Below are 25895 nucleotides of genomic sequence, written 5' to 3'. Positions count from 1 at the left end.
CCATATTCGTCAGGCTTGGGTAGTACGCAGCTTCTCGCTACGCCCACGCAACCACTCCAGGGTCAGCAACAGGATCACCGAGAAGGCAATCAGCAGGGTCGCCGCCGCCGCGATGGTGGGGCTGAGGTTTTCGCGGATGCCGCTGAACATCTGCCGTGGCAAGGTTGCCTGCTCGGGGCCGGCCAGGAACAGGGTCACCACCACTTCATCGAACGACGTCGCGAAGGCGAACAGTGCGCCGGAGATCACACCCGGGGCGATCAACGGCAGGGTCACCCGACGAAACGCCGTCAGTGGCGAAGCCCCCAGGCTGGCAGCGGCCCGAACCAGGTTGTGGTTGAACCCCTGTAGGGTCGCCGACACCGTGATGATCACGAACGGTACACCCAGCACGGCGTGGACCACGATCAGCGAGAAGAAGCTGTTGCCCATCCCCAGCGGTGCGAAAAACAGGTAACTGGCCACGCCAATGATCACCACCGGCACCACCATCGGCGAAATCACCAGGGCCATCACCAACGCCTTGCCTGGGAAGTCACCACGGGTCAGGCCGATGGCCGCGAGCGTGCCGAAGACCATCGCCAGCAACGTCGCCGCCGGGGCCACGATGATGCTGTTCTTCAGCGCTCGCATCCATTCGGCCGAGGCGAAGAAATCGTGGTACCACTGCAGCGAAAAGCCTTGCAGCGGGTACACCAGGAAACTGCCGGAGTTGAACGACAGTGGAATGATCACCAGCACCGGCAAGATCAGGAACAACAGAATCAGCCCGCAGAGTGTGCGCAAGCAGTAGAACCACACCCGCTCGACGGGGGACATGTAAGGACTCACCATTTTCGATCTCCCCTTAGCTCAGGCGCAGGCGACTGGCGCCCACCAGCCAGCTGTAAATCAGATAAAGCACGATGGTCGCCAGCAACAGCAGCCCGCCGAGCGCCGTGGCCATGCCCCAGTTGATGCTGGTGTTGGTGTAGAACGCGACGAAGTAGCTGACCATCTGATCGTTCGGGCTGCCCAGCAGCGCCGGCGTGATGTAGTAGCCGATGGCAAGGATGAACACCAACAGGCAACCGGCACCGACCCCGGCATAGGTCTGCGGGAAGTACACCCGCCAGAAACTGGCGAACGGGTGACAGCCCAGGGAAATCGCCGCACGCATATAGGTTGGCGAGATGCCCTTCATCACGCTGTAGATCGGCAGGATCATGAACGGCAGCAGGATGTGGACCATGGAGATGTATACGCCGGTGCGGTTGAACACCAGCTCCAGGGGCTTATCGATGACGCCCATGGCCATCAGCGCACTGTTGATCAGACCACCGGACTGCAGCAGCACGATCCATGCGGCGACGCGTACCAGGATCGAGGTCCAGAACGGTAGCAGCACCAGGATCATCAGCAGGTTGCTCTGGCGCGAAGGCAGGTTAGCCAGCAGGTAGGCCAACGGATAAGCCAGCACCAGGCAGATCGCGGTGATCACCAGGCCCATCCAGAACGTGCGAGTGAAGATATCCAGGTAAATCGCCTGGTCGGGGGTAGCTGGGGCCAGTTCGCCGAGGTCATCGATGCGGTGATCGACGGCCGCCAGCAGGTAATACGGGGTAACGTCGCTGGTGTTGCGGCGGATCACCTGCCAGTACGCCGGGTCGCCCCAACGCTCATCGAGGTTTTCCAAGGCTTCTTTATAGGAAGCCGGCTCGGTGGCAAACGGCAACGCCCGAGCGGTCTTGGTCAGCAGGCTACGATAGCCGGCCAGTTCCATGTTCAGGCGCTTGGACAAGTCGCCCAAGGTCTGATTCTTGCGGGCTTCGGCCAGGTCTTCACTGGCAGCCTTGTACACCGGCTCGCCCGGCAAACCACGTCCGTCCCATGCAGCGACGGCGGCGACAGTGCGAGGCATGGCGCCCACCACTTCCGGGTTGCTGACGCTTTTGAACAGCAGCGCCACGATCGGCACCAGGAACACCAGCAACAGAAACAACACCAGCGGCGCGATCAAGGCCTGGGCCTTCCAGCGGTTGATCCGCTCGGCATGCTTGAGCCGTTGCTTGAGGGTGGGGCTGGTGCCCGCGTTCAGTGGAACGGCGATAGCCATGGCGAACTCCGCGAATCTTTTTGATCGTTACAGAAGCGGCGGGCCGCCTCTGTTCTTTTGAAACCGCAACCTGTGCAAGCGAGTCATTGTGGCGAGCGAGCTTGCTCGCGCTGGGCTGCGAAGCGGCCCCAAAATTTTGTCGGCAACGCCAATTTTGTGAGTGCTGCGCACTCAAGCGGGAGCAAGCTCCCTCGCCACAAAGCCCGTTCACCCATGGACGCTTTGGTTACTTGGCCGCCCAGGAGTTGAAGCGCTGCTCCAGTTGCTCACCGTTGTCAGCCCAGAAGCTGACGTCGATCTGCACTTGGTTGGCGATGTTTTCCGGGGTGGTCGGCATGTCCTTCAGGACATCCTTGGCCAGCAACGGTACAGCCTGGGTATTGGCCGGACCGTAGGCGATGTTTTCCGAATAGGTCTTCTGCTGCTGCGGCGCCACCGAGAAGGCGATGAATTTCTTCGCAGCTTCGGCGCGGGTCTTGTCCAGGCCACGTGGGATGGCCCAAGCGTCGAAGTCGTAGATACCGCCGTTCCACACCACTTTCAGGTTGCTTTCTTTCTGTACCGCGGCGATCCGGCCGTTGTAGGCCGAGCTCATGACCACGTCACCGGAAGCCAGGTACTGCGGCGGCTGGGCGCCAGCTTCCCACCACTGGATGTTCGGCTTGAGCTCATCGAGCTTCTTGAAGGCGCGATCCTGGCCGTCTTTGCCAGCCAGTACTTTGTAGACGTCTTTCGGCGCTACGCCATCGGCCATCAAGGCGAATTCCAGCGTGTACTTGGCGCCCTTGCGCAGGCCACGTTTGCCTGGGAATTGCTTGGTGTCCCAGAAATCCGCCCAACTGGTCGGCGCGGTCTTGAGCTTGTCGGCGTTGTAGGCCAGCACGGTCGACCACACGAAGAAGCCCACGCCGCAAGGCTGGATGGCGCCCTTGACGTAGTCTTCGGCCTTGCCGAACAGGGCCGGATCGAGTTGTTCGAACATGTCTTCGTCACAACCACGGGACAATTCCGGGGACTCGACTTCTACCAAATCCCACGAAACGCTCTTGGTATCGACCATGGCCTTGACCTTGGCCATTTCGCCGTTGTACTCGCCAGCCACGATCTTGCCATTGCCGGCCGCTTCCCACGGTGCGTAAAAGGCTTTGACCTGAGCCGCCTTGTTCGCCCCGCCGAAAGACACCACGGTCAGGTCCGGGCCCGCCGCCATCGCGCTTGCCGCACCCATCATGCCCAGTGTCAGGGCTGTGAACTTCAGGGATCTCAACATTTATTGTTCTCTCCACGTGCAGGGTTGGTGTTGGTACAGCAGGGGGCGATCAATTCGCCTCTAGAAGGGGATCGAGCGCACGCACATGCTCGACTTGCCAGCCAAGCGGAACCACGTCGCCAACGGCCAGCCCGGGATCGAGCTCGGCAATCGGTTGCTTCACGAAGAAGTCATTCTTGCCGCAGACTTCCAGGCGAACCCGGACGTGGTCGCCCAGATAGATGAATTCCGCCACCCTCCCTGAGAAGCGGTTGATGCATTGTTCGCTTGCGCCGTTGAGGCTCACCCGTTCCGGGCGGATCGACAGGGTCACCGGCTCGCCAGGCTTGCCGACATTCACCGCCAATGCCTCGACCTTTTCACCGCGTCCCAATTCCACCAGGCAGCGGTCGCCGGTCTGACTGTGCAGACGACCGTTGAGACGGTTGTTTTCGCCGATGAAGTTGGCGACGAAGGTGTTTTTCGGCTCTTCATACAGTGTGCGCGGAGGGGCGATCTGCTGGATCTCGCCCTGGTGGAATACCGCCACGCGGTCAGACATGGTCAAGGCTTCGCCCTGGTCGTGGGTCACGTACACCACGGTGACGCCGAGGCGCTGGTGCAGATGCTTGATTTCCATCTGCATGTGTTCACGCAGCTGCTTGTCCAACGCACCAAGGGGTTCGTCCATCAACACCAGCTGCGGTTCGAACACCAGCGCCCGGGCCAGGGCTACCCGTTGTTGCTGGCCGCCGGACAATTGCGCCGGGTAGCGTTGGGCGAAGCTGTCCAGCTGGACCATGCTCAAGACGCGCTTGACCCGATCACTCACGTCGCTCTTGTTCAGGCCACGCACCGTCAGCGGGAACGCCAGGTTCTCGGCGACGGTCATGTGCGGGAACAAGGCGTAGTTCTGGAACACCATGCCGATGTCGCGCTTGTGCGGTGGCACGTTGTTGATCGAGCGCCCGGCCAGCAGGATCTCACCGGCGGTTGGGGTCTCAAACCCGGCGAGCATCATCAGGCTGGTGGTCTTGCCGGAGCCGGAAGGCCCGAGCAGGGTCAGGAATTCGCCCTTGCGAATGTCCAGGTTGAGGTCTTTGACGATCAGGTTCTCGCCGTCGTAGCTCTTTTGCACACCACGAAAGCTGACCAGCACATCACTGGCCCCCGCGCTTGAATCGACCTGGCTCATACCCGCACCTTTTGTATTGATGACTGCTTGTGAGTCAAGCCTAGTGGAGCCTGGGGCCTGCGCAAATCGGGGCGCAGGAGAGAATCACCTCAGCCGGATGGAAGAGTCGGGGTAGGGATTGCCCTACAGGGATGACGGGATTGGATAAGGGCAGCGGCAAGTGATGAGCGGCAAGCTGCAAGCAGGGGCAAAAGCGCTGTTGGCGTGTGTCGCAAATGGATATGCCGAGACAAAACCTTGTGGGAGCGCTGAAGCTCAGAGCAACTTGTGCTCCATCGCATACTTCACCAACTCAGCCAATGAGGTGATGTTGAGCTTCTGCATCAGCCGCGCCTTGTGGGTGCTGATGGTCTTGCTGCTCAGGGCCAGTTGCTGGGCGATATCGTTGACGTTGGCGCCCTGGGCCAGGCGTTCGAAGACGGAGAATTCACGCTCGGACAGCAGCGAGTGCAGCGGTCGCGTGTCGGTCAGGCCGACTTCAAAGACCATGCGGTCGGCCAGGTCCGGGTCGATATAGCGTCCGCCGGCCGCGACCTTGCGAATCGCCATGAGCAGCAGGGCCGGGTCGCTGTCCTTGGTCGCGTAGCCGGCGGCGCCGACCTTCAGGGCACGGGCGGCCATTTGCGCTTCGTCATGCATCGACAGCACCAGGATGGCCGGCGGGTTGTTCAGCGCCCGGATCCGTGGGATCGCCTCCAGGCCGTTGACGCCGGGCATGGAAATGTCCAGCAGCACCACTTCGCAGGGCACATGCCGCAAGGTTTCGAGCAACTGCTCACCATTGCTCGCCTCCCCTACCACCACCAGGTCCTTGGCCAGGCCGATCAGTTGCTTGATGCCTTCACGGACGATGGTGTGGTCTTCGGCTACCAGTACACGGATCACATTGTTCTCCAGATTCAGGATCCCTCATCGCGAGCAAGCTCGCTCCCGCAGGGCGTATGTGTACATCTCAATCAATGTGGAGCGAGCTGGCTCGCGATTGGGCCCGCCCAGGCAACCCACCCCATCAGGCCTCATGCAACGGCACCCGCACCGACAGGGTCGTCCCCTCCCCCGGCTCACTCTCCAGGGTCAACTGCCCGCCCATGATCAATACTCGTTCACGCATGCCGACCAGGCCAAAGGAGGTTGGCCGACTCGTATCGGCAATAAATCCTACACCGTCGTCGCTGACGGTCAGACACAATTCGTCGCCCTCCTGAACCAGCGTCAGCTCTACAGTATGCGCTTGGGCATGGCGCATCACGTTGGTCAGCGCTTCCTGGAGAATCCGGAACAGGCCAATGGCCTTGGCGTCGCTCAGGGCCGGCAGGTTGTCCGGCACCTGCACCAGGCATGGGATCTGCGTACGCGCCTCGAAACGCCGAGCCTGCCATTCGATGGCCGAGGCAATGCCAGCATCCAGGATCGGCGGGCGGAGCGCCGTTGCCACATCCCGCACCAGCTGGAACAACTGAGCAATCAGGCGCTTCATGCTATTAAGCCGCTCATGCAGGCCCGGGTCGAGTTGCGCGTAGGCCAATTCGCACATGGATGTTTCTAGCTTCAACACCGTCAGCATCTGGCCCAGCTCGTCGTGGACCTCCCGGGCAATGCGCGCCTTTTCCTCTTCCCGCACACTTTCCAGGTGCGCTGACAATTCGCGCAACTGTTCCCGTGAGCTGGCCAGCTCCAGTTCGATGCGCTTGCTTTCGGTGATGTCCCAGACGATTCCGTCCCAGACATAGGCGCCATCTTCGAGACGGCGGGTGATCGCTTTGATCTCGGCCCAGCGCTCCTGGCCTTCGCGGGTCAGGATGCGGCCTTGCCATGACCAGTCACTGTCGGTGTCCAGCGCCTGGTCCTGAGTGCGGTGGTAATCGGCCTTGTCCTGCGGGTGCACCAGGCTGCGCAGCCCGGTGTCGCTGCGGGCCAGGGTTGCAGGGGAATAACCCACCAGGCTTTCGCTGCCTTCGCTGATGTAGGCAAAGTCGATCTGGCCGGTCACCGGCGCCCGCTCCAGGCGAAAGACCAGGCCTGGCACATTAGCGGCAATACCTTGCAACCGCGCTTCGCTTTCGCGCAACGCCGCCAGCGCTCGTCGGCGCTCGGTCACATCATTGAGGTAGACCACCAGGTATTCAGCGTCGCGAAAGCGCAGGAAGCTCAGGGAAACGTCAGCCGGCAAGATGCTGCCATCGGCTCGCACGCATTCGGTTTCGAAACTCTGCGGCCCATCTTCGCTGGCCCGGGCGCGCTTCCACAGGTTCAGCCAGCGATCCATGTGCAAACCCGGCTCGAAGTCAATCAAGGGGCGGTCGATGATGGCGCCCGAGGCATACCCGAGCATGGTTTCAGCCGCTCGGTTGGCATAACGCACGTGACTGTCCCAATTGACCCAGAGGATGCCGACCGTACTTTGATCGATGGAAAACTGCGTCAGGCGCAAGGCTTCTTCGCTGGCCGTACGCTGGGCGATGTCCTCCCTCGCGGCACGCAGACGACGCTCCAGTGCGCGTTGCTGGCGGCGCTGCCAGAACACGATGGAGACGCTGCTGAGCAGCAGGGCCAGAATCAATAGGGTCAAGTTCTGCCAGAAGCCCGGGGTCTCGGTCAGGCGTGGATACTTTGGCTTGAGCCAACGGCTGTGCAATTGCTCCAGCGCCTTGGCCGGGATCGCCTGCAAACCGCTGTCGATGATCTCGGCCAGTTCCGGCCAGTCCCGGCGTGTGGCAACCCGCAGCAACTGCGGCAGGCCGATGTCGCCCACCACCGCCAGCTCGGCGAATTCGGGCTCGACCATCAACCGCCCGAGCTGTGCCTCGTCGACCACCGCGTATCGAGCCTGCTGGGTCAGCAATAATTGCAGGGCCTCGCGCTCCATCGGCACACCTTGCAGATTCAGCGTCGGGTAGTTGCTGCGCAGGTAATCGGCCGTCGCGCTGGGCATGCGCACCGCGACCCGGGCCTGGCTGTCGAGTTTTTCCAACTCCACCCCTTCGGCGCCCTTCTGCGCGCCGACGATCAGTTGCGGCACTCGCATATAGGGATCGGAAAACTGCCAGAGCTTGAGCCCGCCCGGGGATTGGGTCAGGCCCGGAGCTACGTCCACCTCGCCGGCGCGCACCGCTGCTTCCAGTTGTGCCAGGTCCTGGAAATTGCGCCAGGTGAGCTCGACGTTCAACGCCTTGCCCAGCCATTGCATCAACTCGACGTTAGTGCCGGACAAACGCTGCAGGCGCCGGTCGTATTGGGCATAGGGCGCCTGCAATACCAGGCCGACCCGCCATTGCGGATGTTGCACCAACCATTGGCGCTGTCCCGCATTCAATTGCACCCCATGCGTCGACGGTGCGGGCGCGGCCCACGCCATCAAGGGAAGCCATAAACAGCCGATAACCCACAGGCAGCAAAAACGCATCATCGAAGTCTCATGCACTGACAAATACTGACCAACCCATTAGGCTGCCGGAAATACTTCTGGTCATGGAATATCCAATGCCCTCTGTTTATCGCCTGGCGTTGCCAGCATTGTGCCTGTCGCTGATCCTGCCAAGTGCCTTTTCTGTACAGGCCAGCGAAACGGCGCCCGCCGCGCAGCAACCTGCCGAGGAAAAACCCGTCGAGCGCCAACCCTTGCTCGAGCGTAGCCAGGAAGAGGCGACCGCACTTGAACGAAGAGTCCCGGCCCAGGAACAACAACAGTTACAGACCGGCAGCGATGCCTTCCTGGCACTGTGGAAACCAGCCAATACCGGCGACCCCAGAGGCGCAGTCATCATAATCCCCGGCGCCGGCGAAACAGCTGACTGGCCTCAAGCTATCGGCCCTTTGCGGAAAAAATTGCCAGATGTTGAGTGGAGCAGCCTGAGTATCACCCTGCCGGACCTGCAAAGCGACGTCATTGCACCGCGCGTGGTAGAAACACCGCCCGAGACCAAGCCGACCGACACCGCTGCCGCAACACCGGACGCCACCACTGCGGCGCCGATCGAACAGGCCGCAGGCGGCGAAGCCGATGCGGCAGATCCCGTCGTCGACCAAACCGATGAAGAACATGCCAAGGCCGACGCCGAGCGCATCTTCGCCCGTATCGATGCAGCCCTGGCCTACGCCGAACAGCAAAGCGCACACCGTATCGTGCTGCTGGGCCATGGCACTGGCGCTTATTGGGCAGCGCGCTACTTGAGTGAAAAGCAGCCCTCACAAGTCGAACGCTTCGTGATGGTGGCCGCCCAGACCCCGGCCACCGCCAAGCCGGCCCTGGCCGAACTGACCTCGACCTTGAAACTGGCGACCGCCGACATTTTCTACATGGACAAGCCGCTGGATCGAAACGCGGCGCTGGAGCGCTTGCAGGCGAGCAAACGCTTGAAAGGCTCGACCTTCAGCCAGGTGTCCCTCAAGGCCCTGCCGAACCCGGCGGCGGAGCAGGAGCAGCTGTTTCGTCGGGTCCGGGGTTGGTTGAATCCGCAGAAGGCGGGGGAGTAAGGCTGACCCGTTCGGGATGTCGGCGCCCACCCTCCTGTGGCGAGGGAGCTTGCTCCCGTTCGGCTGCGCAGCAGTCGCAATCCGGGTCTTTACGAAGAACCGCAGTGCCCGCTTTGGGGACCGCTTCGCGCTCCAGCGGGAGCAAGCTCCCTCGCCACAGGGGATAGTGGCGCTACCGGAAATTCCGCCGTTCCCGTATCAAGCGATAGGCGTTGTGCAACTCCCGAGTCCTGTCAGTGGCTTCACGCACCTGCAAGGGCGTTGCCCCGCTACCGGCAATCTTGTCCGGATGGTGGCGACTGAGCAATCGTCGGTAGGCTCGCTTGATCTGCGACGGCTCACTCGTGGCGGAAACGCCCAGCAAACGCAACGCCTCCTGATACGTCACCCCACTGCTGGGCAGCGACAGTTTGTGCGGTTCGTAATCGCTGGCCAATGCCTGGACCTGTTGTTGGGTCCAGCCCAGCCACTTGCCCCACCGGGCAATCAATTCACGCTCGCCGACGCCCGCCTTGCCATCAGCCCAAACCATTCGCCAGCAGGCCCGCAGCACGCCTTCCGCCGCATGCGGCTGGGTGCTGAGACGGCGCAGATAACCGCGTAGGCGGACATCTCCAGACTTGCCCCGGTTGAATGCAGCGATGGCCCGGCGTTGCGCCGATTCGCTCAGGTCCAGGGCCCGCATTTCCTGGCGAGCCTGTTGGATGTGACCGTCGACCACACGCCCATCGCTTTTCGCCAAACGCCCCAGCAACACAAACAACAATTCATCGTTGCGCAATGCTGGGCGCCCGCCCAGACGCTCACGAAGCTGCTCCCAGCTTTGCACGTTTAGGCGCCTATCCAACGCTTGTCCTAATAACGCACCAAGCATGGCCCCCGGAATGCTGGCTATGGCAAAGCCCGCCCCGGCTCCAATCAGAGTCCCTGGCCACCACATATCAACCGCTCGCTTCTATCAAGGTTTCGACCTGCGCCAAACGTTCATGGGTGCCGACATCGACCCAATGCCCTTTGAGGTGCTCGCCACTGACGCGTCCCTCGGCCATGGCCGCGCGCAACAGCGGTGCGAGCTTGAACGCACCGTCCGCGCAACCGTCGAACAACCGCGGGTGCAGAACGGCGATGCCGCTATAGGTCAGGTTGTCGGCAGGGGCGTGCCTATCGTGAACCTTTCCGTCGACCAGGACGAAATCGCCGTCTGGGTGATGCTCGGGATTATCGACGAGCACCAGGTGCGCCAACCCTTCGAGCGGCCGGCGCAAAGCGCTGAAGTCGTAGTCGGTCCAGACATCGCCGTTCACCACCACAAACGCTTCATCGCCCAGCAGCGGCAAGGCCCGGAAGATTCCACCGCCGGTTTCCAGCGGCTCGCCTTCAGGGGAAAACCGAATGCTCACGCCAAACCGTGCACCATCCCCCAGGTGATCTTCGATCTGCTGACCGAGCCAGGCGTGATTGATCACGATCTCGGTGAATCCGGCCCTGGCCAGCGCCCGCAAGTGGTATTCGATCAAGGGAACACCACCGACGCGAATCAACGGCTTTGGCGTGGTAAGGGTCAAGGGGCGCATGCGTTCGCCCTTGCCTGCCGCCAGAATCATCGCCTTCATGCCGTTGCTCCGGCCGATTGCCGCAGGCTGCCCAGAAGTTCATCGAGCGGTGCCAGTTCCGGACGGCGGGCAATGACCGCTTCTATATAAGCAAAGAATCGCGGCACATCGCCGAGGTAGCGTGGCTTGCCATCACGATGACAAATGCGCGCGAAGATCCCGATGACCTTTAGATGACGCTGCACACCCATCAAATCGCTGGCCCGCAGGAAGTCCTCGAGGTCCGGCTGCACGGGAATGCCGAGGGCGCCGGCCTGCTGCCAGTAACTCTCCAGCCAGCCGCGCACGCGCGCCTCGGGCCAACTGAGGAAAGCGTCCTTGAACAGGCAGGTCACGTCGTAGGTAACGGGACCATAGACGGCATCCTGAAAATCCAGCACGCCGGGGTTCGGCACGCTGAGCATCAGGTTGCGTGGCATGTAGTCCCGGTGCACCAGCACTTTGGGCTGGGCCAGGGCGCTGTCGATCAGCAGCTCGCTGGCCTGCTGCCAGAGCTGCTGCTGGGCCGAATCCAATTCAATCCCCAGCTCGCGCTTGACGTACCACTCGGGGAACAATTCCAGCTCCCGACGCAACAACGCGACATCGTAGCTCGGCAACGGCGCAACCATTGGCAGTTGCTGGAAAGCCAGCAAGGCTTGCAGGGCATCGCGGAATAAATCGTCGGCATTTTCGCCGTTGATCACGTCCAGATAGGTTTGGTTGCCCAAGTCATTGAGCAAAAGAAAGCCGCGCTCAAGGTCTTCGGCATAAATTTTTGGCACGTTAATGCCGGATTTCGCCAGCAAAAAAGCAATATCCACGAAGGGTTTGCAGTTTTCCTGGGGCGGTGGCGCATCCATTACGATCAAACTGCGACCCTCGCCTTCCCAGCGGAAATAACGCCGAAAACTCGCGTCACTGCTGGCGGCGGTCAACGTGGCCGGGGGTACGGGGCCCCAGCCCTGTTGAGTGAAAAGGATCGGCAGTTGTTCATCGAGCCAAACTTTCAGGTGTTGCAAGCGTACATCTTGGTCGGGCATTGCAAGGGTCTCCGACGGCGCTAGCCGTCAAGCGGGTCATGCTTTATTATCCAGCATCTTTTTCAGACCATCGAGAGGCGTGCGGCCCACACCGCGGGCAGATGGCACGCAGGAAGCCCGGACTAATAAGATGGCATTGAAATCCCCCGCGTTTCGTAAAAAATTTCCGTTGCTGGTCACCGGCAGTCTGCTGGCCCTGCAACCCCTGGCCTCTTCATTCGTCGTCGCGGCGCAGCAGTATGACTGCTCCGTCTCCGCTTCGGGTGCCTGGGACTGTGCACCCAAGACACCGGCCGCCGCGTTGCCGCCGCGTCCCGTGCATGACGGCAGTGCGGTTTCCGACAGCGGCGCGGCTCCGGCCGACAGCAGCTCGGGCGAGGAAGCCGGCGAAAAGCCGATGCTCGTTACCGAAGCCAAGGGCCGCGGCCTGAAGTCGCGCAGTGCAGACTACAGTCACCTGGATTGGGTTCCACGGGAGAACCTTACCCCGGCGCAATTGGCTGAAACCGGCCCTTACTGCTCGGGTGCCTATATCGAGCCGACCCGTCCTGGCATGAACGACAAGACGGCCAAGAGCGACGCTCCTACCTTCCTCGGCGCCAAGGCTTCGCGCTATCAACAGGAAGAACAGGTGGCGACCCTGGCCGGCGACGTGGTCATGCGCCAGGGCAGCATGCAGGTCGAGGCCGACGAGGCCAGCCTGTACCAGGCTGAGAACCGCGGTGAGCTGAGCGGTAACGTCCGCGTTCGCGACAACGGTGCACTGATCGTCGGCGACCATGCCGATGTACAGCTGGACACCGGCGAAGCCAAGGTCGACAACGCCGAATACGTGATGCACAAGTCGCGTATCCGCGGTAACGCGCTGTACGCCAAGCGTGCAGAGAATGCGATCATCCGTCTCAAGGACGGTACGTACACCACGTGCGAACCGAACAGCAACGCCTGGACGCTCAAGGGCAACAACATCACCCTGAACCCGGCCACCGGCTTCGGTACCGCGACCAACGTGACGCTGCGGGTCAAGGACTTCCCGGTCCTGTACACACCGTACATCTACTTCCCGATCGACGACCGTCGCCAGTCCGGCTTCCTGCCGCCGACCATCGGCAGCGGCAGCGACACCGGCTTCCTGCTGGTCACCCCGTACTACTTCAACCTGGCGCCGAACTACGATGCCACGTTGTATCCGCGCTACATGGCCAAGCGCGGCCTGTTGATGGAAGGCGAATTCCGCTACCTGACCAAATCCAGCGAAGGTCAGTTCGGTGCTGCGTACCTCAACGACGAGGACGATGAGCGCAGCGGGCAAAGCGACTACGACAAGACCCGCTACATGTACAACTGGCAGCACAAGGGCGGCCTCGACTCGCGCGTGCTGACGGAAGTCGACTACACCAAGATCAGCGATCCGTATTACTTCCAGGATCTTGAAAGCGATCAGATTGGTGTCGAGTCCAGTGATTACGTCAATCAGCAAGGCGCTGTCAGCTATCGCGGCGACAACTACACGGCACGCGTGAATGCCCAGGCCTATCAGATGGCGACGATTTCGAAAATCACGCCCTATAATCGCCTGCCCCAGATCACCTTCAATGGCTCCCTGCCCGAACATCCGTATGGCCTGGATTTCGAGTACAAGACAGAGTTGGTGCGATTTGATCGTGATTTGCGGACTGGCAACTATACCGATGAGGATGGCAACACCGAGCCGTGGCTGGACACCAACGTTCGCGGACTGGCGCGGGCTAACGGCACTCGCCTGAATCTGGCGCCAGTCATGAGCTTGCCGATGGAAGCCACCTACGGCTTCATCAAGCCGTCGCTCAAATACCAATACACCCAATATGATCTGGACCTGGACGGCACTGGCAAATCCCAGATCGCCGCACAGTCCGCCGAGACTGATCGTCTGCGCGGCACGTATAGCGGCAGTCAGAATCGCGGCGTCCCAATCGCCAGCATCGACAGCGGCCTGTACTTCGACCGGGATACCCAGTGGTTTGGTAGTAACTACCGCCAAACCCTGGAGCCACGCCTGTTCTACCTCTATGTCCCAGAGAAAGATCAGAGCGACATTCCGGTTTTCGACACCGGCGAATCCACCTTCAGCTACTCCTCGCTGTTCCGGGACAACCGTTTCTCTGGCTCCGACCGTGTCGGCGACGAGAACAAACTCTCCCTGGGCGTGACCAGTCGCTGGATCCAGGAAAACGGATTCGAGCGCCAGCGCGTCAGCGTCGGCCAGGCCTTTTACTTCAAGGACCGCGAAGTTCAACTGCCAGGCATCGATTTCAATACGCGCGAAGATGCCAAGTCCGACGTATCTCCCTATGCACTGGAGTACGAATTCCGCTGGAACCGCGACTGGCGCACTACTGCTACCTATAACTGGGACCCGGACACCCATAGCCCTCGCTCGGGCAGCGCGATGTTCCACTACCAGCCTGAAGACAACCCGAACAAGGTTATCAACGCCGGTTATCGCTATCGCAACGACCAGGTCCGTTACGACCAGACTACGGGTCAATGGTCCGTGGGCGGCGGCGACTACGGCACACCGGGCACACCGGGCTACGTAAAGGACTACTACAAGATCAAGCAGCACGACTTCTCGGTCATCTGGCCAGTCGTGCCGCAGTGGAACCTCATCAGCCGCTGGCAGTATGACTACAACCGCAACCGTACCCTGGAAGCCTTCGGTGGTTTCGAATATGACAACTGCTGCTGGAAACTGCGCCTGATCAACCGTTACTGGGTCGACTACGAAGAGTTCAGTCAAGCCGCCCCGGAAAACGAAAAAGGCGACCACGGCATCTTCCTCCAAATTGTTCTGAAGGGACTCGGCGGCCTTACTGGCGCCAAGGTAGAGAGCTTCCTCGACAAAGGCATCCAAGGTTATCGTGAACGTGAAGACCAAGCTTTCTGATTGTCTGCGCCCGCTGATGCTGGGCGCGCTGTTCCTGGGTACTGCGGCCAATGCCGCGGTACAGTCCATCGATAAAGTGGTGGCCATCGTCGATAACGACGTGGTCATGCAGAGCCAGCTGGACCAGCGCGTCCATGAAGTGCAGCAAACCATCGCCAAGCGCGGCGGTGGCCAGCCGCCACCAGGCGTACTGGACCAGCAAGTGCTTGAACGCCTGATCGTCGAAAACCTGCAGTTGCAGATCGGCGAACGCTCCGGCATTCGCATCACTGATGAAGAACTGAACCAGGCCGTCGGCACCATTGCCCAGCGCAATAACATGAGCATCGACCAGTTCCGCGCCGCCCTGGCTCGCGACGGCCTCTCCTACGAGGACGCCCGTGATCAGATCCGCCGCGAAATGGTCATCAGCCGTGTGCGTCAGCGCCGTGTGGCCGAACGCATCCAGGTGTCGGAGCAGGAAGTGAAAAACTTCCTCGCCTCGGACCTGGGCAAGATGCAGCTTTCCGAAGAGTTGCACTTGGCGAACATCCTGATTCCGACCCCGGAAAGCGCCAACTCCGAAGCGATCCAGAGCGCTTATCGCCAGGCAATGGATGTCTACCAGCAACTCAAGCAAGGCGCTGATTTCGGTCAGATGGCCATTGCCAAGTCGGGCAGCGACAACGCCCTGGAAGGCGGTGACATGGGCTGGAGAAAACCCGCTCAACTGCCGCCTCCGTTCGACCGTGAACTGAGCGCCATGGCCGTGGGCGACATCACCCAGCCAGCACGCACCCCTGGTGGCTTCATTATCCTGAAAGTGCTGGAAAAACGCGGTGGCGGAACCCAGGTCCGTGACGAAGTCCATGTTCGCCACATCCTGATCAAGCCAAGCGAGATTCGCAGCGAAGCCGAGACCAAGCGCCTGGCGGAGAAACTCTACGACCGCATCGAAGCGGGCGAAGACTTTGCTGAACTGGCGAAGAGTTTTTCCGAAGACCCGGGCTCGGCCCTCAACGGCGGCGACCTGAATTGGGTTGACCCCAATGCACTGGTTCCCGAGTTCCGCCAGGTCATGGCCGACACGCCGCAAGGCCAGTTGTCCAAACCGTTCAAGAGCCCTTATGGCTGGCACGTGCTGGAAGTCCTTGGCCGCCGCGCCACTGACAGCACCACCCAGGCTCGCGAACAGCAGGCAATGACTGTCTTGCGCAACCGCAAATACGACGAAGAGCTGCAAACCTGGCTGCGTCAGATTCGCGACGAAGCCTACGTTGAAATCAAACTTCCTGGTGCAGACCAGGCAGCGCAGTGAAACCCAAGCGTTTCGCGCTGACCCCCGGCGAACCAGCCGGCATCGGTCCCGACCTGTGCCTGCTGCTCGCCTCGCAAGCCCAGCCACACCCCCTGATTACCATCACCAGTCGCGACCTGCTCCTTGAGCGGGCCGCGCAACTGGGGCTGGTCGTCAACCTGTTGCCCGTGACCTCGCAGGCCTGGCCGGACGTCCCGGCGCCCGCCAACAGCCTGTATGTCTGGGATACGCCTCTGGGTGCTCCGGTCGTCACAGGGCAGTTGGACAAGGCCAACGCCGCGTTCGTCCTCGAGACCCTGACCCGCGCCGGCCAGGGCTGCCTGGACGGTGCCTTCGCCGGCATGATCACCGCACCGGTGCACAAAGGCGTGATCAACGAATCCGGGATTGCCTTTTCCGGGCACACCGAATTCCTGGCGGACCTGACCCACACCGCGCAAGTGGTGATGATGCTCGCTACCCGTGGGCTGCGTGTGGCCCTGGTGACCACTCACCTGCCCTTGCGGGACGTCGCCGACGCCATCACCCCGGAACGCCTGGAGCGGGTCACGCGCATCCTGCACGCCGACCTGCAGGAAAAATTCGGCATCGCCCGGCCGCGCATCCTCGTTTGCGGGCTCAATCCCCACGCGGGCGAAGGCGGACACCTGGGCCGTGAAGAAATCGACATCATCGAACCCACTTTGGAGCGCCTGCGCAGCGAGGGCATGGACCTGCGTGGCCCGCTGCCTGCCGACACTCTGTTTACCCCCAAATATCTGGAGCACTGCGACGCGGTGCTGGCGATGTACCACGACCAGGGCCTGCCCGTGCTGAAGTACAAAGGTTTCGGCGCGGCGGTCAACGTGACGCTGGGCCTGCCGATCATCCGCACCTCCGTGGACCATGGCACTGCCCTGGACCTGGCCGGCGGCGGCAAGATCGATACCGGCAGCCTGCAAGTCGCGCTGGAAACCGCCTACCAGATGGCCGAGACCCATTTATGACCGAGCAATACCAACACCGCGCGCGCAAGCGTTTCGGCCAGAACTTCCTGCATGACGCCGGCGTGATCGATCGCATCCTGCGTTCGATCCGGGCCAAGCCCGACGACCGCCTGCTGGAAATCGGCCCGGGCCAGGGCGCCCTGACCGAGGGCCTGCTCGACAGCGGCGCACAACTGGACGTGGTGGAACTGGACAAGGACCTGGTTCCGATCCTCAACCAGCAGTTCGCCGGCAGGAGCAATTTCAGCCTGCACCAGGGCGACGCGCTGAAGTTCGACTTCAATAGCCTGAACGCTGCACCGAACAGCCTGCGGGTGGTGGGAAACCTGCCGTACAACATCTCCACGCCGCTGATCTTCCACCTGCTGAGCAACGCCGGCCTGATCCGCGACATGCATTTCATGTTGCAGAAAGAAGTGGTCGAGCGTCTCGCCGCCGGCCCTGGCGGTGGTGACTGGGGTCGCCTGTCGATCATGGTCCAGTACCATTGCCGGGTCGAACACCTGTTCAACGTAGGCCCGGGCGCGTTCAACCCGCCGCCGAAGGTCGACTCGGCCATTGTCCGCCTGGTGCCCCATGCCGTCCTGCCGCACCCGGCCAAGGATCATCGCCTGCTGGAGCGGGTGGTACGCGAAGCGTTCAACCAGCGCCGCAAAACCTTGCGCAACACCCTGAAACTATTGCTCAGCAGCACCGAAATCGAAGCCGCCGGCGTCGATGGCAGCCTGCGCCCAGAGCAGTTGGACCTGGCAGCGTTCGTGCGCCTGGCCGACAAACTCAGTGAACAGGTCGCCCCGCAAGTCGACGCCAACTGAACGGGTGACGATCGCTATCGGGCAGTACGCCAGTCTGGTCTACTACCCGATACTTGGCCTAGACTGATCTCCTGAGTCGCGCCCGCGTCCCGCTTCGTTTTTAAGGCCTTTTTGCATGTCCGATCCTCGTTACCAGGTCGACGTCAGCGTCACCACCCGTTTTCTGGCAGAACAGTCGCAACCCGAGCATGACCGCTTCGCTTTCGCCTACAGCATTACCGTGCGCAATAACGGCTCCTTGCCGGCCAGGCTACTGTCACGGCATTGGATCATCACCGACGGCGATGGCCATGTCGAAGAAGTGCGTGGCGAAGGTGTGGTCGGCCAGCAGCCGTTGATCGATGCAGGCAAGAGCCACAGCTACAGCAGCGGCACGGTGATGACGACCAAGGTCGGCACCATGCAGGGTACCTACCAGATGCTGGCCGAGGACGGCAAACGCTTCGACGCCGTCATCAAACCCTTTCGCCTGGCCGTGCCCGGAGCCCTGCACTAATGGCCACGTATGCGGTCGGTGACCTGCAAGGCTGCCTCGACCCGCTCAAATGCTTGCTGGAGCGCGTTGCTTTCGATCCTCAAAAAGACACGCTGTGGCTGGTGGGCGACCTGGTCAACCGTGGCCCGCAGTCCCTTGAGACGTTGCGCTTTCTCTACAGCATCCGCCAGTCGCTGGTGTGCGTGCTCGGTAACCACGACCTGCATCTGCTGGCTGCCTGGCAGAACATCGAGCGCCTGAAAAAGTCCGACACCTTGAGCGAAATTCTCGACGCCCCCGATTGCGTTGAACTGCTGGAGTGGTTGCGCCAGCAGAAGCTCATGCACTACGACGAGGCGCGCAACCTTGCACTGGTCCATGCCGGCATCCCGCCCCAGTGGTCCCTGCGCAAGGCGCTCAAGTGTGCTGGCGAAGTCGAACAGGCATTGCGCGACGACAACCTGTTCGCCCCCTACCTGGACGGCATGTACGGCAACGAGCCGGTCAAGTGGGACAACGACCTCACCGGCAGCGCTCGTCTTCGCGTCATCACCAATTATTTCACGCGCATGCGCTTCTGCACCCGCGACGGCAAGCTCGATCTCAAGGGCAAGGAAGGTATCGAGACGGCGCCGCCCGGCTATGCCCCCTGGTTCAAGCACAGTGAGCGCAAGACCCGTAACCTGAAGATCATTTTCGGGCACTGGGCCGCACTCGGCGGCCAATCCGACGAACCCGGCGTCTTCGCCCTCGATACCGGTTGCGTGTGGGGCAGTGCCATGACCCTGATGAACGTCGACACTGGCGAGCAACTGCATTGCGATTGCGATGAACAGGGCCACGCCAAAACCCATCACCCGACCACTGCACCATTGCCGGCCGGCACTGCCGTTTGACCGGCGTTGCGCTTCAGCTACAGGAGCCCCTCATGAGCGAATTCAAACGCATCCCCCCGGAACAGGCCCAGGCCCTGCGCGAGCAAGGCGCGGTCGTCGTCGACGTCCGCGACCCAGCCACTTTTGCCGCTTCGCATATCAGTGGCTCCCGGCATCTGGATAACCATTCCATCGCCGACTTCATCCGTGCCGCCGACCTCGATGCGCCGACTGTCGTGGTCTGCTATCACGGCAACTCCAGCCAGAGCGCAGCCGCCTATCTGGTCAGCCAGGGCTTCAGCGACGTCTACAGCCTGGACGGCGGCTTTGAGTTGTGGCGTGCGACTTATCCTTCAGAAACAGCGCAAGACAATCACGAATAATTTTTTATGCCGTCCAAGCCCGCGTGAACCGTGGGCTTGAGCGATGGCAGACGAACGGTCTGCCATAACTAATTACGTATTCCACCTTTACCTCCGCGATTCCGAACTATCCTTAGCCTCAGGCCATCCAAAACAGGGGAGAGCCGGTACACCGGCGCGCGGGTCATCGGGAGTCAGCTTTCAAGAGCCTGCATGCTTGAAAGCATTCTGGGGGGTAAAACGGCAACTGGATTCCCAGCGGCTGTCCAGCATCGACTGATTGATCCGACACCGGCTCCACGTATCGAGCGAGGTGACGTCATGAGCATTTTTAGCCACTTCCAGCAACGTTTCGAGTCCACGCGGCAGGAGGAATACTCGCTGCAGGAATACCTCGAACTCTGCAAGCAGGACCGCAGTGCCTATGCATCGGCTGCGGAGCGTCTGTTGCTGGCCATCGGAGAACCGGAGCTGCTGGATACCTCGACCAACTCGAGGCTCTCGCGAATTTTTTCCAACAAGGTGATTCGCCGCTATCCGGCCTTTGCGGACTTCCACGGGATGGAAGAATGCATCGAACAAATCGTGTCCTATTTCCGCCACGCCGCCCAAGGCCTGGAAGAGAAGAAACAAATCCTTTATCTGCTCGGCCCCGTGGGTGGTGGTAAATCGTCCCTGGCCGAGAAGCTCAAGCAACTGATCGAAAAAGTGCCCTTCTACGCCATCAAGGGCTCACCGGTGTTCGAATCGCCTCTAGGGCTTTTCAACGCCACTGAAGATGGCGCGATCCTCGAGGAAGACTTCGGCATTCCACGCCGCTATCTCAATACCATCATGTCGCCCTGGGCAACCAAGCGCCTGGCCGAGTTCGGCGGTGACATCAGCCAGTTCAAGGTAGTCAAGCTCTACCCATCGATCCTCAACCAGATCGCGGTGGCCAAGACCGAACCGGGTGACGAAAACAACCAGGATATTTCCGCCCTGGTGGGCAAGGTCGATATCCGTAAACTGGAAGAATTCCCACAGAACGACGCCGACGCCTACAGCTATTCGGGTGCACTGTGCCGGGCCAACCAGGGCCTGATGGAATTCGTCGAAATGTTCAAGGCGCCCATCAAGGTGCTGCACCCGCTGCTGACCGCCACTCAGGAAGGCAACTACAACAGCACCGAGGGGCTGGGGGCCATTCCGTTCACCGGCATCCTGCTGGCCCACTCCAACGAATCGGAATGGCATACCTTCCGCAACAACAAGAACAACGAGGCCTTCATCGACCGGATCTACATCGTCAAGGTGCCGTACTGCCTGCGAGTGAGCGATGAGGTGAAGATCTACGACAAGCTGCTGTTCAACAGTTCGCTGTCCAAGGCCCATTGCGCTCCCGACACCCTGAAGATGCTTGCCCAGTTCACCGTGCTGTCGCGCCTCAAGGAACCGGAAAACTCCAACATCTATTCGAAGATGCGCGTGTACGACGGTGAAAACCTCAAGGACACCGATCCGAAGGCCAAGTCGATCCAGGAATACCGCGACAATGCGGGGGTCGACGAAGGGATGAACGGGCTGTCCACACGCTTCGCGTTCAAGATCCTGTCCAAGGTCTTCAACTTCGACCCTCACGAGATCGCGGCCAACCCGGTTCATCTGCTGTATGTGCTGGAACAGCAGATCGAGCAAGAGCAATTCCAGGCCGAAACCCGCGAGCGCTACCTGCGTTTCCTCAAGGAATACCTGGCCCCGCGCTACATCGAGTTCATCGGCAAGGAAATCCAGACGGCGTACCTGGAGTCCTACAGCGAGTACGGCCAGAACATCTTCGACCGCTACGTGCTGTACGCAGACTTCTGGATCCAGGACCAGGAATACCGCGACCCGGAAACCGGCGAAATCCTCAATCGCGTGGCCCTCAACGAGGAGTTGGAGAAAATCGAGAAACCGGCGGGCATCAGCAATCCGAAGGACTTCCGCAACGAGATCGTCAACTTCGTATTGCGCGCCCGGGCCAACAACAACGGCAAGAACCCAACCTGGCTCAGCTATGAAAAGCTGCGGGTGGTCATCGAGAAGAAAATGTTCTCCAACACCGAAGACCTGCTGCCAGTCATCAGCTTCAACGCCAAGGCCAGCAAGGAGGATCAGCAAAAACACAACGATTTCGTCACACGCATGGTCGAACGTGGCTATACCGACAAACAGGTACGACTGCTCTCCGAGTGGTATCTGCGGGTCCGGAAATCGCAGTAAGCAGCGGCAAGCTTCTAGCTACAGCCTGTAAGGGAACGGCGTTGAGCCCATGGCTCGACGCCACGCCCCTTGCAGCTTGAGGCTTACGACTTGAAGCTCCCCCGGAGGGGCCTATGAGCTATGTGATCGACCGACGCCTTAATGGCAAGAACAAGAGCACGGTGAACCGCCAGCGGTTTCTGCGGCGTTACCGTGACCACATCAAGAAGGCCGTCGAAGAGGCGGTCAGCCGGCGTTCCATTACCGACATGGAACACGGCGAACAGATCAGTATCCCCGGTCGCGACATCGACGAGCCGGTGCTTCACCATGGTCGCGGTGGCAAACAGACCGTCGTGCACCCCGGCAACAAGGAATTCACCAGTGGCGAGCACATCCCCCGTCCCCAGGGCGGAGGCGGCGGCAAGGGACCCGGCAAGGCCGGCAACTCCGGCGAAGGCATGGATGAGTTCGTGTTCCAGATCACCCAGGAGGAATTCCTGGAGTTCATGTTCGAGGACCTGGAACTGCCGAACCTGGTCAAGCGTAACCTGACCGGCACCGACACCTTCAAGACCGTGCGTGCCGGTATCAGCAACGAAGGCAATCCATCACGCATCAACATCATCCGCACCCTTCGCTCAGCCCACGCCCGGCGTATCGCGCTGTCGGGCAGCAGCCGGGCAAAACTACGCGAGGTGAAGGAAGAACTGGCCCGCCTGAAACGCGAAGAACCCGACAATTTTGGCGACATCCAGGACCTTGAAGCGGAAATCGAGAAACTCAGCGCCCGCATCCATCGCGTACCGTTCCTCGACACGTTCGACCTCAAGTACAACCTGCTGGTGAAACAGCCAAACCCCAGCTCCAAGGCGGTGATGTTCTGCCTCATGGACGTCTCCGGCTCCATGACCCAAGCCACCAAGGACATCGCCAAGCGCTTCTTCATCCTGTTGTACCTGTTCCTGAAACGGAACTACGACAAGATCGATGTAGTGTTCATCCGCCATCACACCAGCGCCCGGGAAGTGGATGAAGAGGAATTCTTCTATTCCAGGGAAACCGGCGGCACCATCGTCTCCAGCGCCCTGAAGCTGATGCAGGAGATCATGGCCGAGCGCTACCCCGCCAACGAATGGAACATCTATGCAGCCCAGGCGTCGGACGGCGACAACTGGAACGACGATTCGCCGATCTGCCGTGACATCCTGATCAACCAGATCATGCCGTTCGTCCAGTACTACACCTACGTGGAAATTACTCCACGCGAACACCAGGCCTTGTGGTACGAATACGAACGGATTGCCGAAGCTTTTTCCGACACATTTGCCCAACAGCAATTGGTCTCGGCCGGGGATATCTACCCGGTCTTCCGTGAACTCTTCCAGCGCAGGTTAGTGACATGACCGCCAAAAAAGAGCAGAAGCGCCAGCCTATTTCCACCGGCTCCGAATGGACATTCGAGCTGATCAAGGCCTACGACCGCGAAATCAGCCGTATCGCGGACCGTTATGCCCTCGACACCTACCCGAACCAGATCGAGGTGATCACCGCCGAGCAGATGATGGACGCCTACGCGTCGGTCGGCATGCCGCTGGGCTATCACCACTGGTCCTACGGCAAGCACTTCCTCAGCACCGAGAAATCCTACAGCCGGGGCCAGATGGGGTTGGCCTATGAGATCGTCATCAACTCCGATCCTTGCATCGCCTACCTGATGGAAGAAAACACCATCTGCATGCAGGCCCTGGTGGTGGCGCATGCCTGCTATGGGCACAACAGCTTCTTCAAGGGCAACTACCTGTTCCGCACCTGGACCGATGCCAGCTCGATCATCGATTACCTGGTGTTCGCCAAGCAGTACATCATGCAATGCGAGGAGCGCCATGGTATCGACGCGGTGGAGGACCTGCTGGACTCCTGCCACGCCCTGATGAACTACGGCGTGGACCGCTACAAGCGGCCGTATCCGATTTCCGCCGAAGAAGAACGTCGGCGCCAGAAGGATCGCGAAGAGCACCTGCAAAAACAGATCAACGACCTGTGGCGCACCATTCCCAAAGGTGCAGACAAGTACAACGAAAAAGACAATGCACGGTTCCCTGCCGAGCCCCAGGAGAACATTCTCTATTTCATTGAAAAACATGCGCCGCTGCTGGAGCCGTGGCAGCGGGAAATCGTGCGCATCGTGCGCAAGATCGCCCAGTACTTCTATCCACAGCGCCAAACCCAGGTCATGAACGAGGGCTGGGCCACGTTTTGGCACTACACGCTGATGAACGACCTGTACGACGAGGGCCTGGTCACAGACGGCTTCATGATGGAGTTCCTGACGTCCCACACCAGCGTGGTGTTCCAGCCTGGCTTCGACAGCCCGTACTACAGCGGTATCAACCCTTACGCACTGGGCTTCGCCATGTACCGCGACATCCGGCGCATGTGCGAAAACCCCACCGAGGAAGATCGTCGCTGGTTCCCGGAAATTGCCGGCTCGGACTGGTTGTCCGCCATTAAATTCGCCATGAGCAGCTTCAAGGACGAAAGTTTCATCCTGCAGTACCTCTCGCCCAAGGTGATCCGCGACCTGAAACTGTTCAGCATCCTCGATGACGATCAGAAAGATGACCTGCTGGTACCTGCCATTCACGATGAGGGCGGCTACCGCATCATTCGCGAAACCCTGGCGGCGCAGTACAATCTGGGCAATCGCGAACCCAATGTGCAGATCTACAGCATTGACCGCCGCGGGGATCGCTCGCTGACCCTGCGGCACCAGGCACACAACCGCAAACCACTGGGCGACTCCACCGACGAAGTGCTCAAGCACCTGCATCGCCTCTGGGGTTTCGACATCCACTTGGAAACCCTGCAAGGCGACCAGGTGATGAAAACCCATCACGTACCACCCAGAGGCGAACAAGCCGAAGGAGACTACGGTCGCCTGGACCTGGCCGTCATTCATCTTTGATCCCGTTTTCGCCTCCGGACGTCCGACGCACAGGTTATCCTGTCGGACCAACGGAGGTTTTTTATGCAGATCTATAAAGTCGGCGGCGCCGTTCGCGACCGCCTGCTAGGCATTCCCGTCACCGACATCGATCGGGTCGTGGTGGGTGCCACCGCCGAGGAAATGCTCGCCAAGGGGTTTCGCCCGGTGGGAGCCGATTTTCCGGTATTCCTAGACCCAAAGAGCGGCGAGGAGTACGCCCTCGCCCGCACCGAACGCAAGAGCGGCCGAGGCTATGGCGGCTTCGTGTTCCATGCCAGCCCTGAAGTGACCCTGGAGCAGGATCTGGTTCGCCGGGACCTGACGATCAACGCCATGGCCGAAGATGACCATGGCAACCTGACCGATCCGTACCACGGCCAGCGCGACCTGGAAGCCCGGGTGCTACGCCACGTTTCCCCCGCTTTCGCCGAAGATCCGCTCCGAGTCCTGCGGGTTGCCCGCTTCGCCGCGCGTTATGCTCCGCTGGGCTTCAAGGTGGCGGACGAAACCCTTGAACTGATGCGCCAACTCAGCGAGTCCGGCGAGCTGGAAGCACTGACGGCCGAGCGCAGTTGGAAAGAAATTTCCCGCGCCCTCATGGAAAAACAGCCGCAGGTATTTATCCAGGTCTTGCGCGACTGCACGGCCCTCAAGGTCCTGATGCCAGAGGTCGATGCGCTGTTTGGCGTACCCCAGCCTGAAGCCCATCACCCGGAAATCGACACCGGCGTCCATACCCTGAGCGTGCTGGAACAAGCCGCCCTGCACCAACAACCGCTGACAGTCCGCTGGGCCTGCCTGCTCCATGACCTGGGCAAAGGCCTGACGCCCCAACACGAATGGCCGCGACACATCGCCCATGAGCACACGGGGTTGAAGCTGATCAAAGCGGTCAACGAGCGCTTCAAGGCGCCCCGCGACTGTCAGGAATTGGCGTTACTGGTAGGCCAATACCACACCCATGGTCATCGCGCGCTTGAGCTCAAGGCGTCCACTTTGCTTGAGCTGCTGCAGAGTTTCGATGTGTACCGTCGTCCTCAGCGCTTCGAGGAATTCATCGCAGCCTGTGAGATGGATGCGCGGGGGCGCAAAGGGCTTGAAGACAGAAGTTATCCACAGGCTGATTATTTGCGGGGCGCTGCGGCAGCAGCCCGCGCAGTGGCGGTGCAGCCCTTGCTGGAGAAAGGCTTCAAGGGACCGGAGCTGGGTGAGGCGATCAAGCGCGAGCGCCTCAAGGCGTTGAAGGCCTATAAGGAGGCGGCGAGCTGACGGGCGTTTTCAGGTCAGTTCGCATTCC

Annotated in this window: 21 protein-coding genes; 12 read left to right on the top strand and 9 right to left on the bottom strand. The window is 60.7% G+C overall.

What is annotated here, in order from left to right; genetic code table 11:
- Positions 1 to 9: 9 nt before the first annotated feature.
- From BLU76_RS03720 to BLU76_RS03695, 6 genes are all read right to left on the bottom strand, one after another.
- Entirely contained in the window at positions 10 to 834 is an 825-nt protein-coding gene (locus BLU76_RS03720; RefSeq protein WP_063324119.1) for an ABC transporter permease, read from the bottom strand.
- 13 nt (positions 835 to 847) lie between these two features.
- Positions 848 to 2095 (bottom strand): ABC transporter permease, encoded by a 1248-nt coding sequence (locus BLU76_RS03715; RefSeq protein WP_018607201.1) that lies wholly within the window; start codon positions 2093 to 2095, stop codon positions 848 to 850.
- 226 nt (positions 2096 to 2321) lie between these two features.
- Positions 2322 to 3365, bottom strand: a complete 1044-nt coding sequence (locus BLU76_RS03710) for an ABC transporter substrate-binding protein (RefSeq protein WP_003206153.1) — start codon at positions 3363 to 3365, stop codon at positions 2322 to 2324.
- Between the two features lie 49 nt (positions 3366 to 3414).
- Complete coding sequence (locus BLU76_RS03705; RefSeq protein WP_092146421.1) at positions 3415 to 4539, bottom strand: ABC transporter ATP-binding protein; 1125 nt, start codon at positions 4537 to 4539, stop codon at positions 3415 to 3417.
- 255 nt (positions 4540 to 4794) lie between these two features.
- The gene (locus BLU76_RS03700) at positions 4795 to 5424 is read right to left on the bottom strand and encodes a response regulator (RefSeq protein WP_003206156.1); all 630 of its coding nucleotides are present in this window, start codon (positions 5422 to 5424) and stop codon (positions 4795 to 4797) included.
- 124 nt (positions 5425 to 5548) lie between these two features.
- Complete coding sequence (locus tag BLU76_RS03695; protein WP_092221558.1) at positions 5549 to 7945, bottom strand: PAS domain-containing sensor histidine kinase; 2397 nt, start codon at positions 7943 to 7945, stop codon at positions 5549 to 5551.
- A gap of 74 nt (positions 7946 to 8019) precedes the next feature.
- Between BLU76_RS03695 and BLU76_RS03690 the strand changes: the two genes are divergently transcribed.
- Complete coding sequence (locus tag BLU76_RS03690) at positions 8020 to 9012, top strand: alpha/beta hydrolase family protein (protein ID WP_092221556.1); 993 nt, start codon at positions 8020 to 8022, stop codon at positions 9010 to 9012.
- A 172-nt stretch (positions 9013 to 9184) separates the two neighbouring features.
- On the opposite strand, the gene BLU76_RS03685 is transcribed toward BLU76_RS03690, so the two are convergent.
- The 3 genes from BLU76_RS03685 to BLU76_RS03675 are packed head-to-tail and all read right to left on the bottom strand — an operon-like array spanning position 9185 to position 11647.
- Positions 9185 to 9952, bottom strand: a complete 768-nt coding sequence (locus tag BLU76_RS03685) for a TerB family tellurite resistance protein (protein ID WP_072342471.1) — start codon at positions 9950 to 9952, stop codon at positions 9185 to 9187.
- 1 nt (position 9953) lies between these two features.
- Positions 9954 to 10625 (bottom strand): N-acetylmuramate alpha-1-phosphate uridylyltransferase MurU, encoded by a 672-nt coding sequence (gene murU, locus BLU76_RS03680; RefSeq protein ID WP_063324113.1) that lies wholly within the window; start codon positions 10623 to 10625, stop codon positions 9954 to 9956.
- On the bottom strand, positions 10622 to 11647 hold the full coding sequence (locus BLU76_RS03675; RefSeq protein WP_063324112.1) for an aminoglycoside phosphotransferase family protein: 1026 nt from the start codon (positions 11645 to 11647) through the stop codon (positions 10622 to 10624). The genes murU and BLU76_RS03675 overlap by 4 nt, the downstream gene beginning before the upstream one ends.
- A gap of 130 nt (positions 11648 to 11777) precedes the next feature.
- On the opposite strand from BLU76_RS03675, the gene BLU76_RS03670 reads away from it, so the two are divergent.
- The 11 genes from BLU76_RS03670 (at position 11778) to BLU76_RS03620 (ending at position 25867) form a co-directional block, all read left to right on the top strand.
- Positions 11778 to 14576, top strand: coding sequence for an LPS-assembly protein LptD (locus BLU76_RS03670; protein ID WP_092221554.1), 2799 nt, complete (start codon positions 11778 to 11780; stop codon positions 14574 to 14576).
- Positions 14557 to 15873: a peptidylprolyl isomerase SurA gene (surA, locus tag BLU76_RS03665; RefSeq protein WP_013694355.1), complete on the top strand. Its 1317-nt coding sequence runs from the start codon at positions 14557 to 14559 to the stop codon at positions 15871 to 15873. Before BLU76_RS03670 ends, surA begins: the two co-directional genes overlap by 20 nt.
- Positions 15870 to 16859 carry a 4-hydroxythreonine-4-phosphate dehydrogenase PdxA gene (gene pdxA / locus BLU76_RS03660; RefSeq protein WP_092221552.1) on the top strand — a complete coding sequence of 330 codons (990 nt, stop codon included), beginning with the start codon at positions 15870 to 15872 and terminating at the stop codon, positions 16857 to 16859. Before surA ends, pdxA begins: the two co-directional genes overlap by 4 nt.
- Positions 16856 to 17674, top strand: coding sequence for a 16S rRNA (adenine(1518)-N(6)/adenine(1519)-N(6))-dimethyltransferase RsmA (gene rsmA, locus BLU76_RS03655; protein WP_018607222.1), 819 nt, complete (start codon positions 16856 to 16858; stop codon positions 17672 to 17674). The genes pdxA and rsmA overlap by 4 nt, the downstream gene beginning before the upstream one ends.
- Positions 17675 to 17789: 115 nt before the next feature.
- Complete coding sequence (gene apaG, locus BLU76_RS03650; RefSeq protein WP_003206172.1) at positions 17790 to 18170, top strand: Co2+/Mg2+ efflux protein ApaG; 381 nt, start codon at positions 17790 to 17792, stop codon at positions 18168 to 18170.
- On the top strand, positions 18170 to 19045 hold the full coding sequence (locus tag BLU76_RS03645) for a symmetrical bis(5'-nucleosyl)-tetraphosphatase (protein WP_003206174.1): 876 nt from the start codon (positions 18170 to 18172) through the stop codon (positions 19043 to 19045). The genes apaG and BLU76_RS03645 overlap by 1 nt, the downstream gene beginning before the upstream one ends.
- Before the next feature lie 32 nt (positions 19046 to 19077).
- Positions 19078 to 19407: a thiosulfate sulfurtransferase GlpE gene (gene glpE / locus BLU76_RS03640; RefSeq protein WP_003206176.1), complete on the top strand. Its 330-nt coding sequence runs from the start codon at positions 19078 to 19080 to the stop codon at positions 19405 to 19407.
- 300 nt (positions 19408 to 19707) lie between these two features.
- On the top strand, positions 19708 to 21630 hold the full coding sequence (locus BLU76_RS03635; protein WP_003206178.1) for a PrkA family serine protein kinase: 1923 nt from the start codon (positions 19708 to 19710) through the stop codon (positions 21628 to 21630).
- 113 nt (positions 21631 to 21743) lie between these two features.
- Entirely contained in the window at positions 21744 to 23015 is a 1272-nt protein-coding gene (locus BLU76_RS03630; protein ID WP_025215799.1) for a YeaH/YhbH family protein, read from the top strand.
- Positions 23012 to 24577 (top strand): SpoVR family protein, encoded by a 1566-nt coding sequence (locus BLU76_RS03625; protein WP_063324107.1) that lies wholly within the window; start codon positions 23012 to 23014, stop codon positions 24575 to 24577. Before BLU76_RS03630 ends, BLU76_RS03625 begins: the two co-directional genes overlap by 4 nt.
- A gap of 63 nt (positions 24578 to 24640) precedes the next feature.
- Positions 24641 to 25867: a multifunctional CCA addition/repair protein gene (locus tag BLU76_RS03620; protein ID WP_092146409.1), complete on the top strand. Its 1227-nt coding sequence runs from the start codon at positions 24641 to 24643 to the stop codon at positions 25865 to 25867.
- The last annotated feature ends 28 nt before the right edge of the window (positions 25868 to 25895 follow it).

This window comes from Pseudomonas sp. NFACC08-1, from assembly GCF_900106735.1.
In the GTDB taxonomy this organism is placed as follows: Bacteria; Pseudomonadota; Gammaproteobacteria; order Pseudomonadales; family Pseudomonadaceae; genus Aquipseudomonas; species Aquipseudomonas fluorescens_Q.
This window is presented reverse-complemented; position numbering and strand designations above follow the sequence as displayed.

Excerpts from the sequence above, each read along its gene's own strand:
- apaG (WP_003206172.1), top strand. The coding sequence starts at position 17,790 with ATGTCCGATCCTCGTTACCAGGTCGACGTCAGCGTCACCACCCGTTTT.
- BLU76_RS03630 (WP_025215799.1), top strand. The coding sequence starts at position 21,744 with ATGAGCTATGTGATCGACCGACGCCTTAATGGCAAGAACAAGAGCACG.
- murU (WP_063324113.1), bottom strand. The coding sequence starts at position 10,625 with ATGAAGGCGATGATTCTGGCGGCAGGCAAGGGCGAACGCATGCGCCCC.
- BLU76_RS03625 (WP_063324107.1), top strand. The coding sequence starts at position 23,012 with ATGACCGCCAAAAAAGAGCAGAAGCGCCAGCCTATTTCCACCGGCTCC.
- BLU76_RS03635 (WP_003206178.1), top strand. The coding sequence starts at position 19,708 with ATGAGCATTTTTAGCCACTTCCAGCAACGTTTCGAGTCCACGCGGCAG.
- BLU76_RS03720 (WP_063324119.1), bottom strand. The coding sequence starts at position 834 with ATGGTGAGTCCTTACATGTCCCCCGTCGAGCGGGTGTGGTTCTACTGC.
- BLU76_RS03670 (WP_092221554.1), top strand. The coding sequence starts at position 11,778 with ATGGCATTGAAATCCCCCGCGTTTCGTAAAAAATTTCCGTTGCTGGTC.
- glpE (WP_003206176.1), top strand. The coding sequence starts at position 19,078 with ATGAGCGAATTCAAACGCATCCCCCCGGAACAGGCCCAGGCCCTGCGC.
- BLU76_RS03690 (WP_092221556.1), top strand. The coding sequence starts at position 8,020 with ATGCCCTCTGTTTATCGCCTGGCGTTGCCAGCATTGTGCCTGTCGCTG.
- rsmA (WP_018607222.1), top strand. The coding sequence starts at position 16,856 with ATGACCGAGCAATACCAACACCGCGCGCGCAAGCGTTTCGGCCAGAAC.
- BLU76_RS03685 (WP_072342471.1), bottom strand. The coding sequence starts at position 9,952 with ATGTGGTGGCCAGGGACTCTGATTGGAGCCGGGGCGGGCTTTGCCATA.
- BLU76_RS03675 (WP_063324112.1), bottom strand. The coding sequence starts at position 11,647 with ATGCCCGACCAAGATGTACGCTTGCAACACCTGAAAGTTTGGCTCGAT.
- BLU76_RS03620 (WP_092146409.1), top strand. The coding sequence starts at position 24,641 with ATGCAGATCTATAAAGTCGGCGGCGCCGTTCGCGACCGCCTGCTAGGC.
- BLU76_RS03705 (WP_092146421.1), bottom strand. The coding sequence starts at position 4,539 with ATGAGCCAGGTCGATTCAAGCGCGGGGGCCAGTGATGTGCTGGTCAGC.
- BLU76_RS03710 (WP_003206153.1), bottom strand. The coding sequence starts at position 3,365 with ATGTTGAGATCCCTGAAGTTCACAGCCCTGACACTGGGCATGATGGGT.
- BLU76_RS03715 (WP_018607201.1), bottom strand. The coding sequence starts at position 2,095 with ATGGCTATCGCCGTTCCACTGAACGCGGGCACCAGCCCCACCCTCAAG.
- BLU76_RS03645 (WP_003206174.1), top strand. The coding sequence starts at position 18,170 with ATGGCCACGTATGCGGTCGGTGACCTGCAAGGCTGCCTCGACCCGCTC.
- BLU76_RS03695 (WP_092221558.1), bottom strand. The coding sequence starts at position 7,945 with ATGATGCGTTTTTGCTGCCTGTGGGTTATCGGCTGTTTATGGCTTCCC.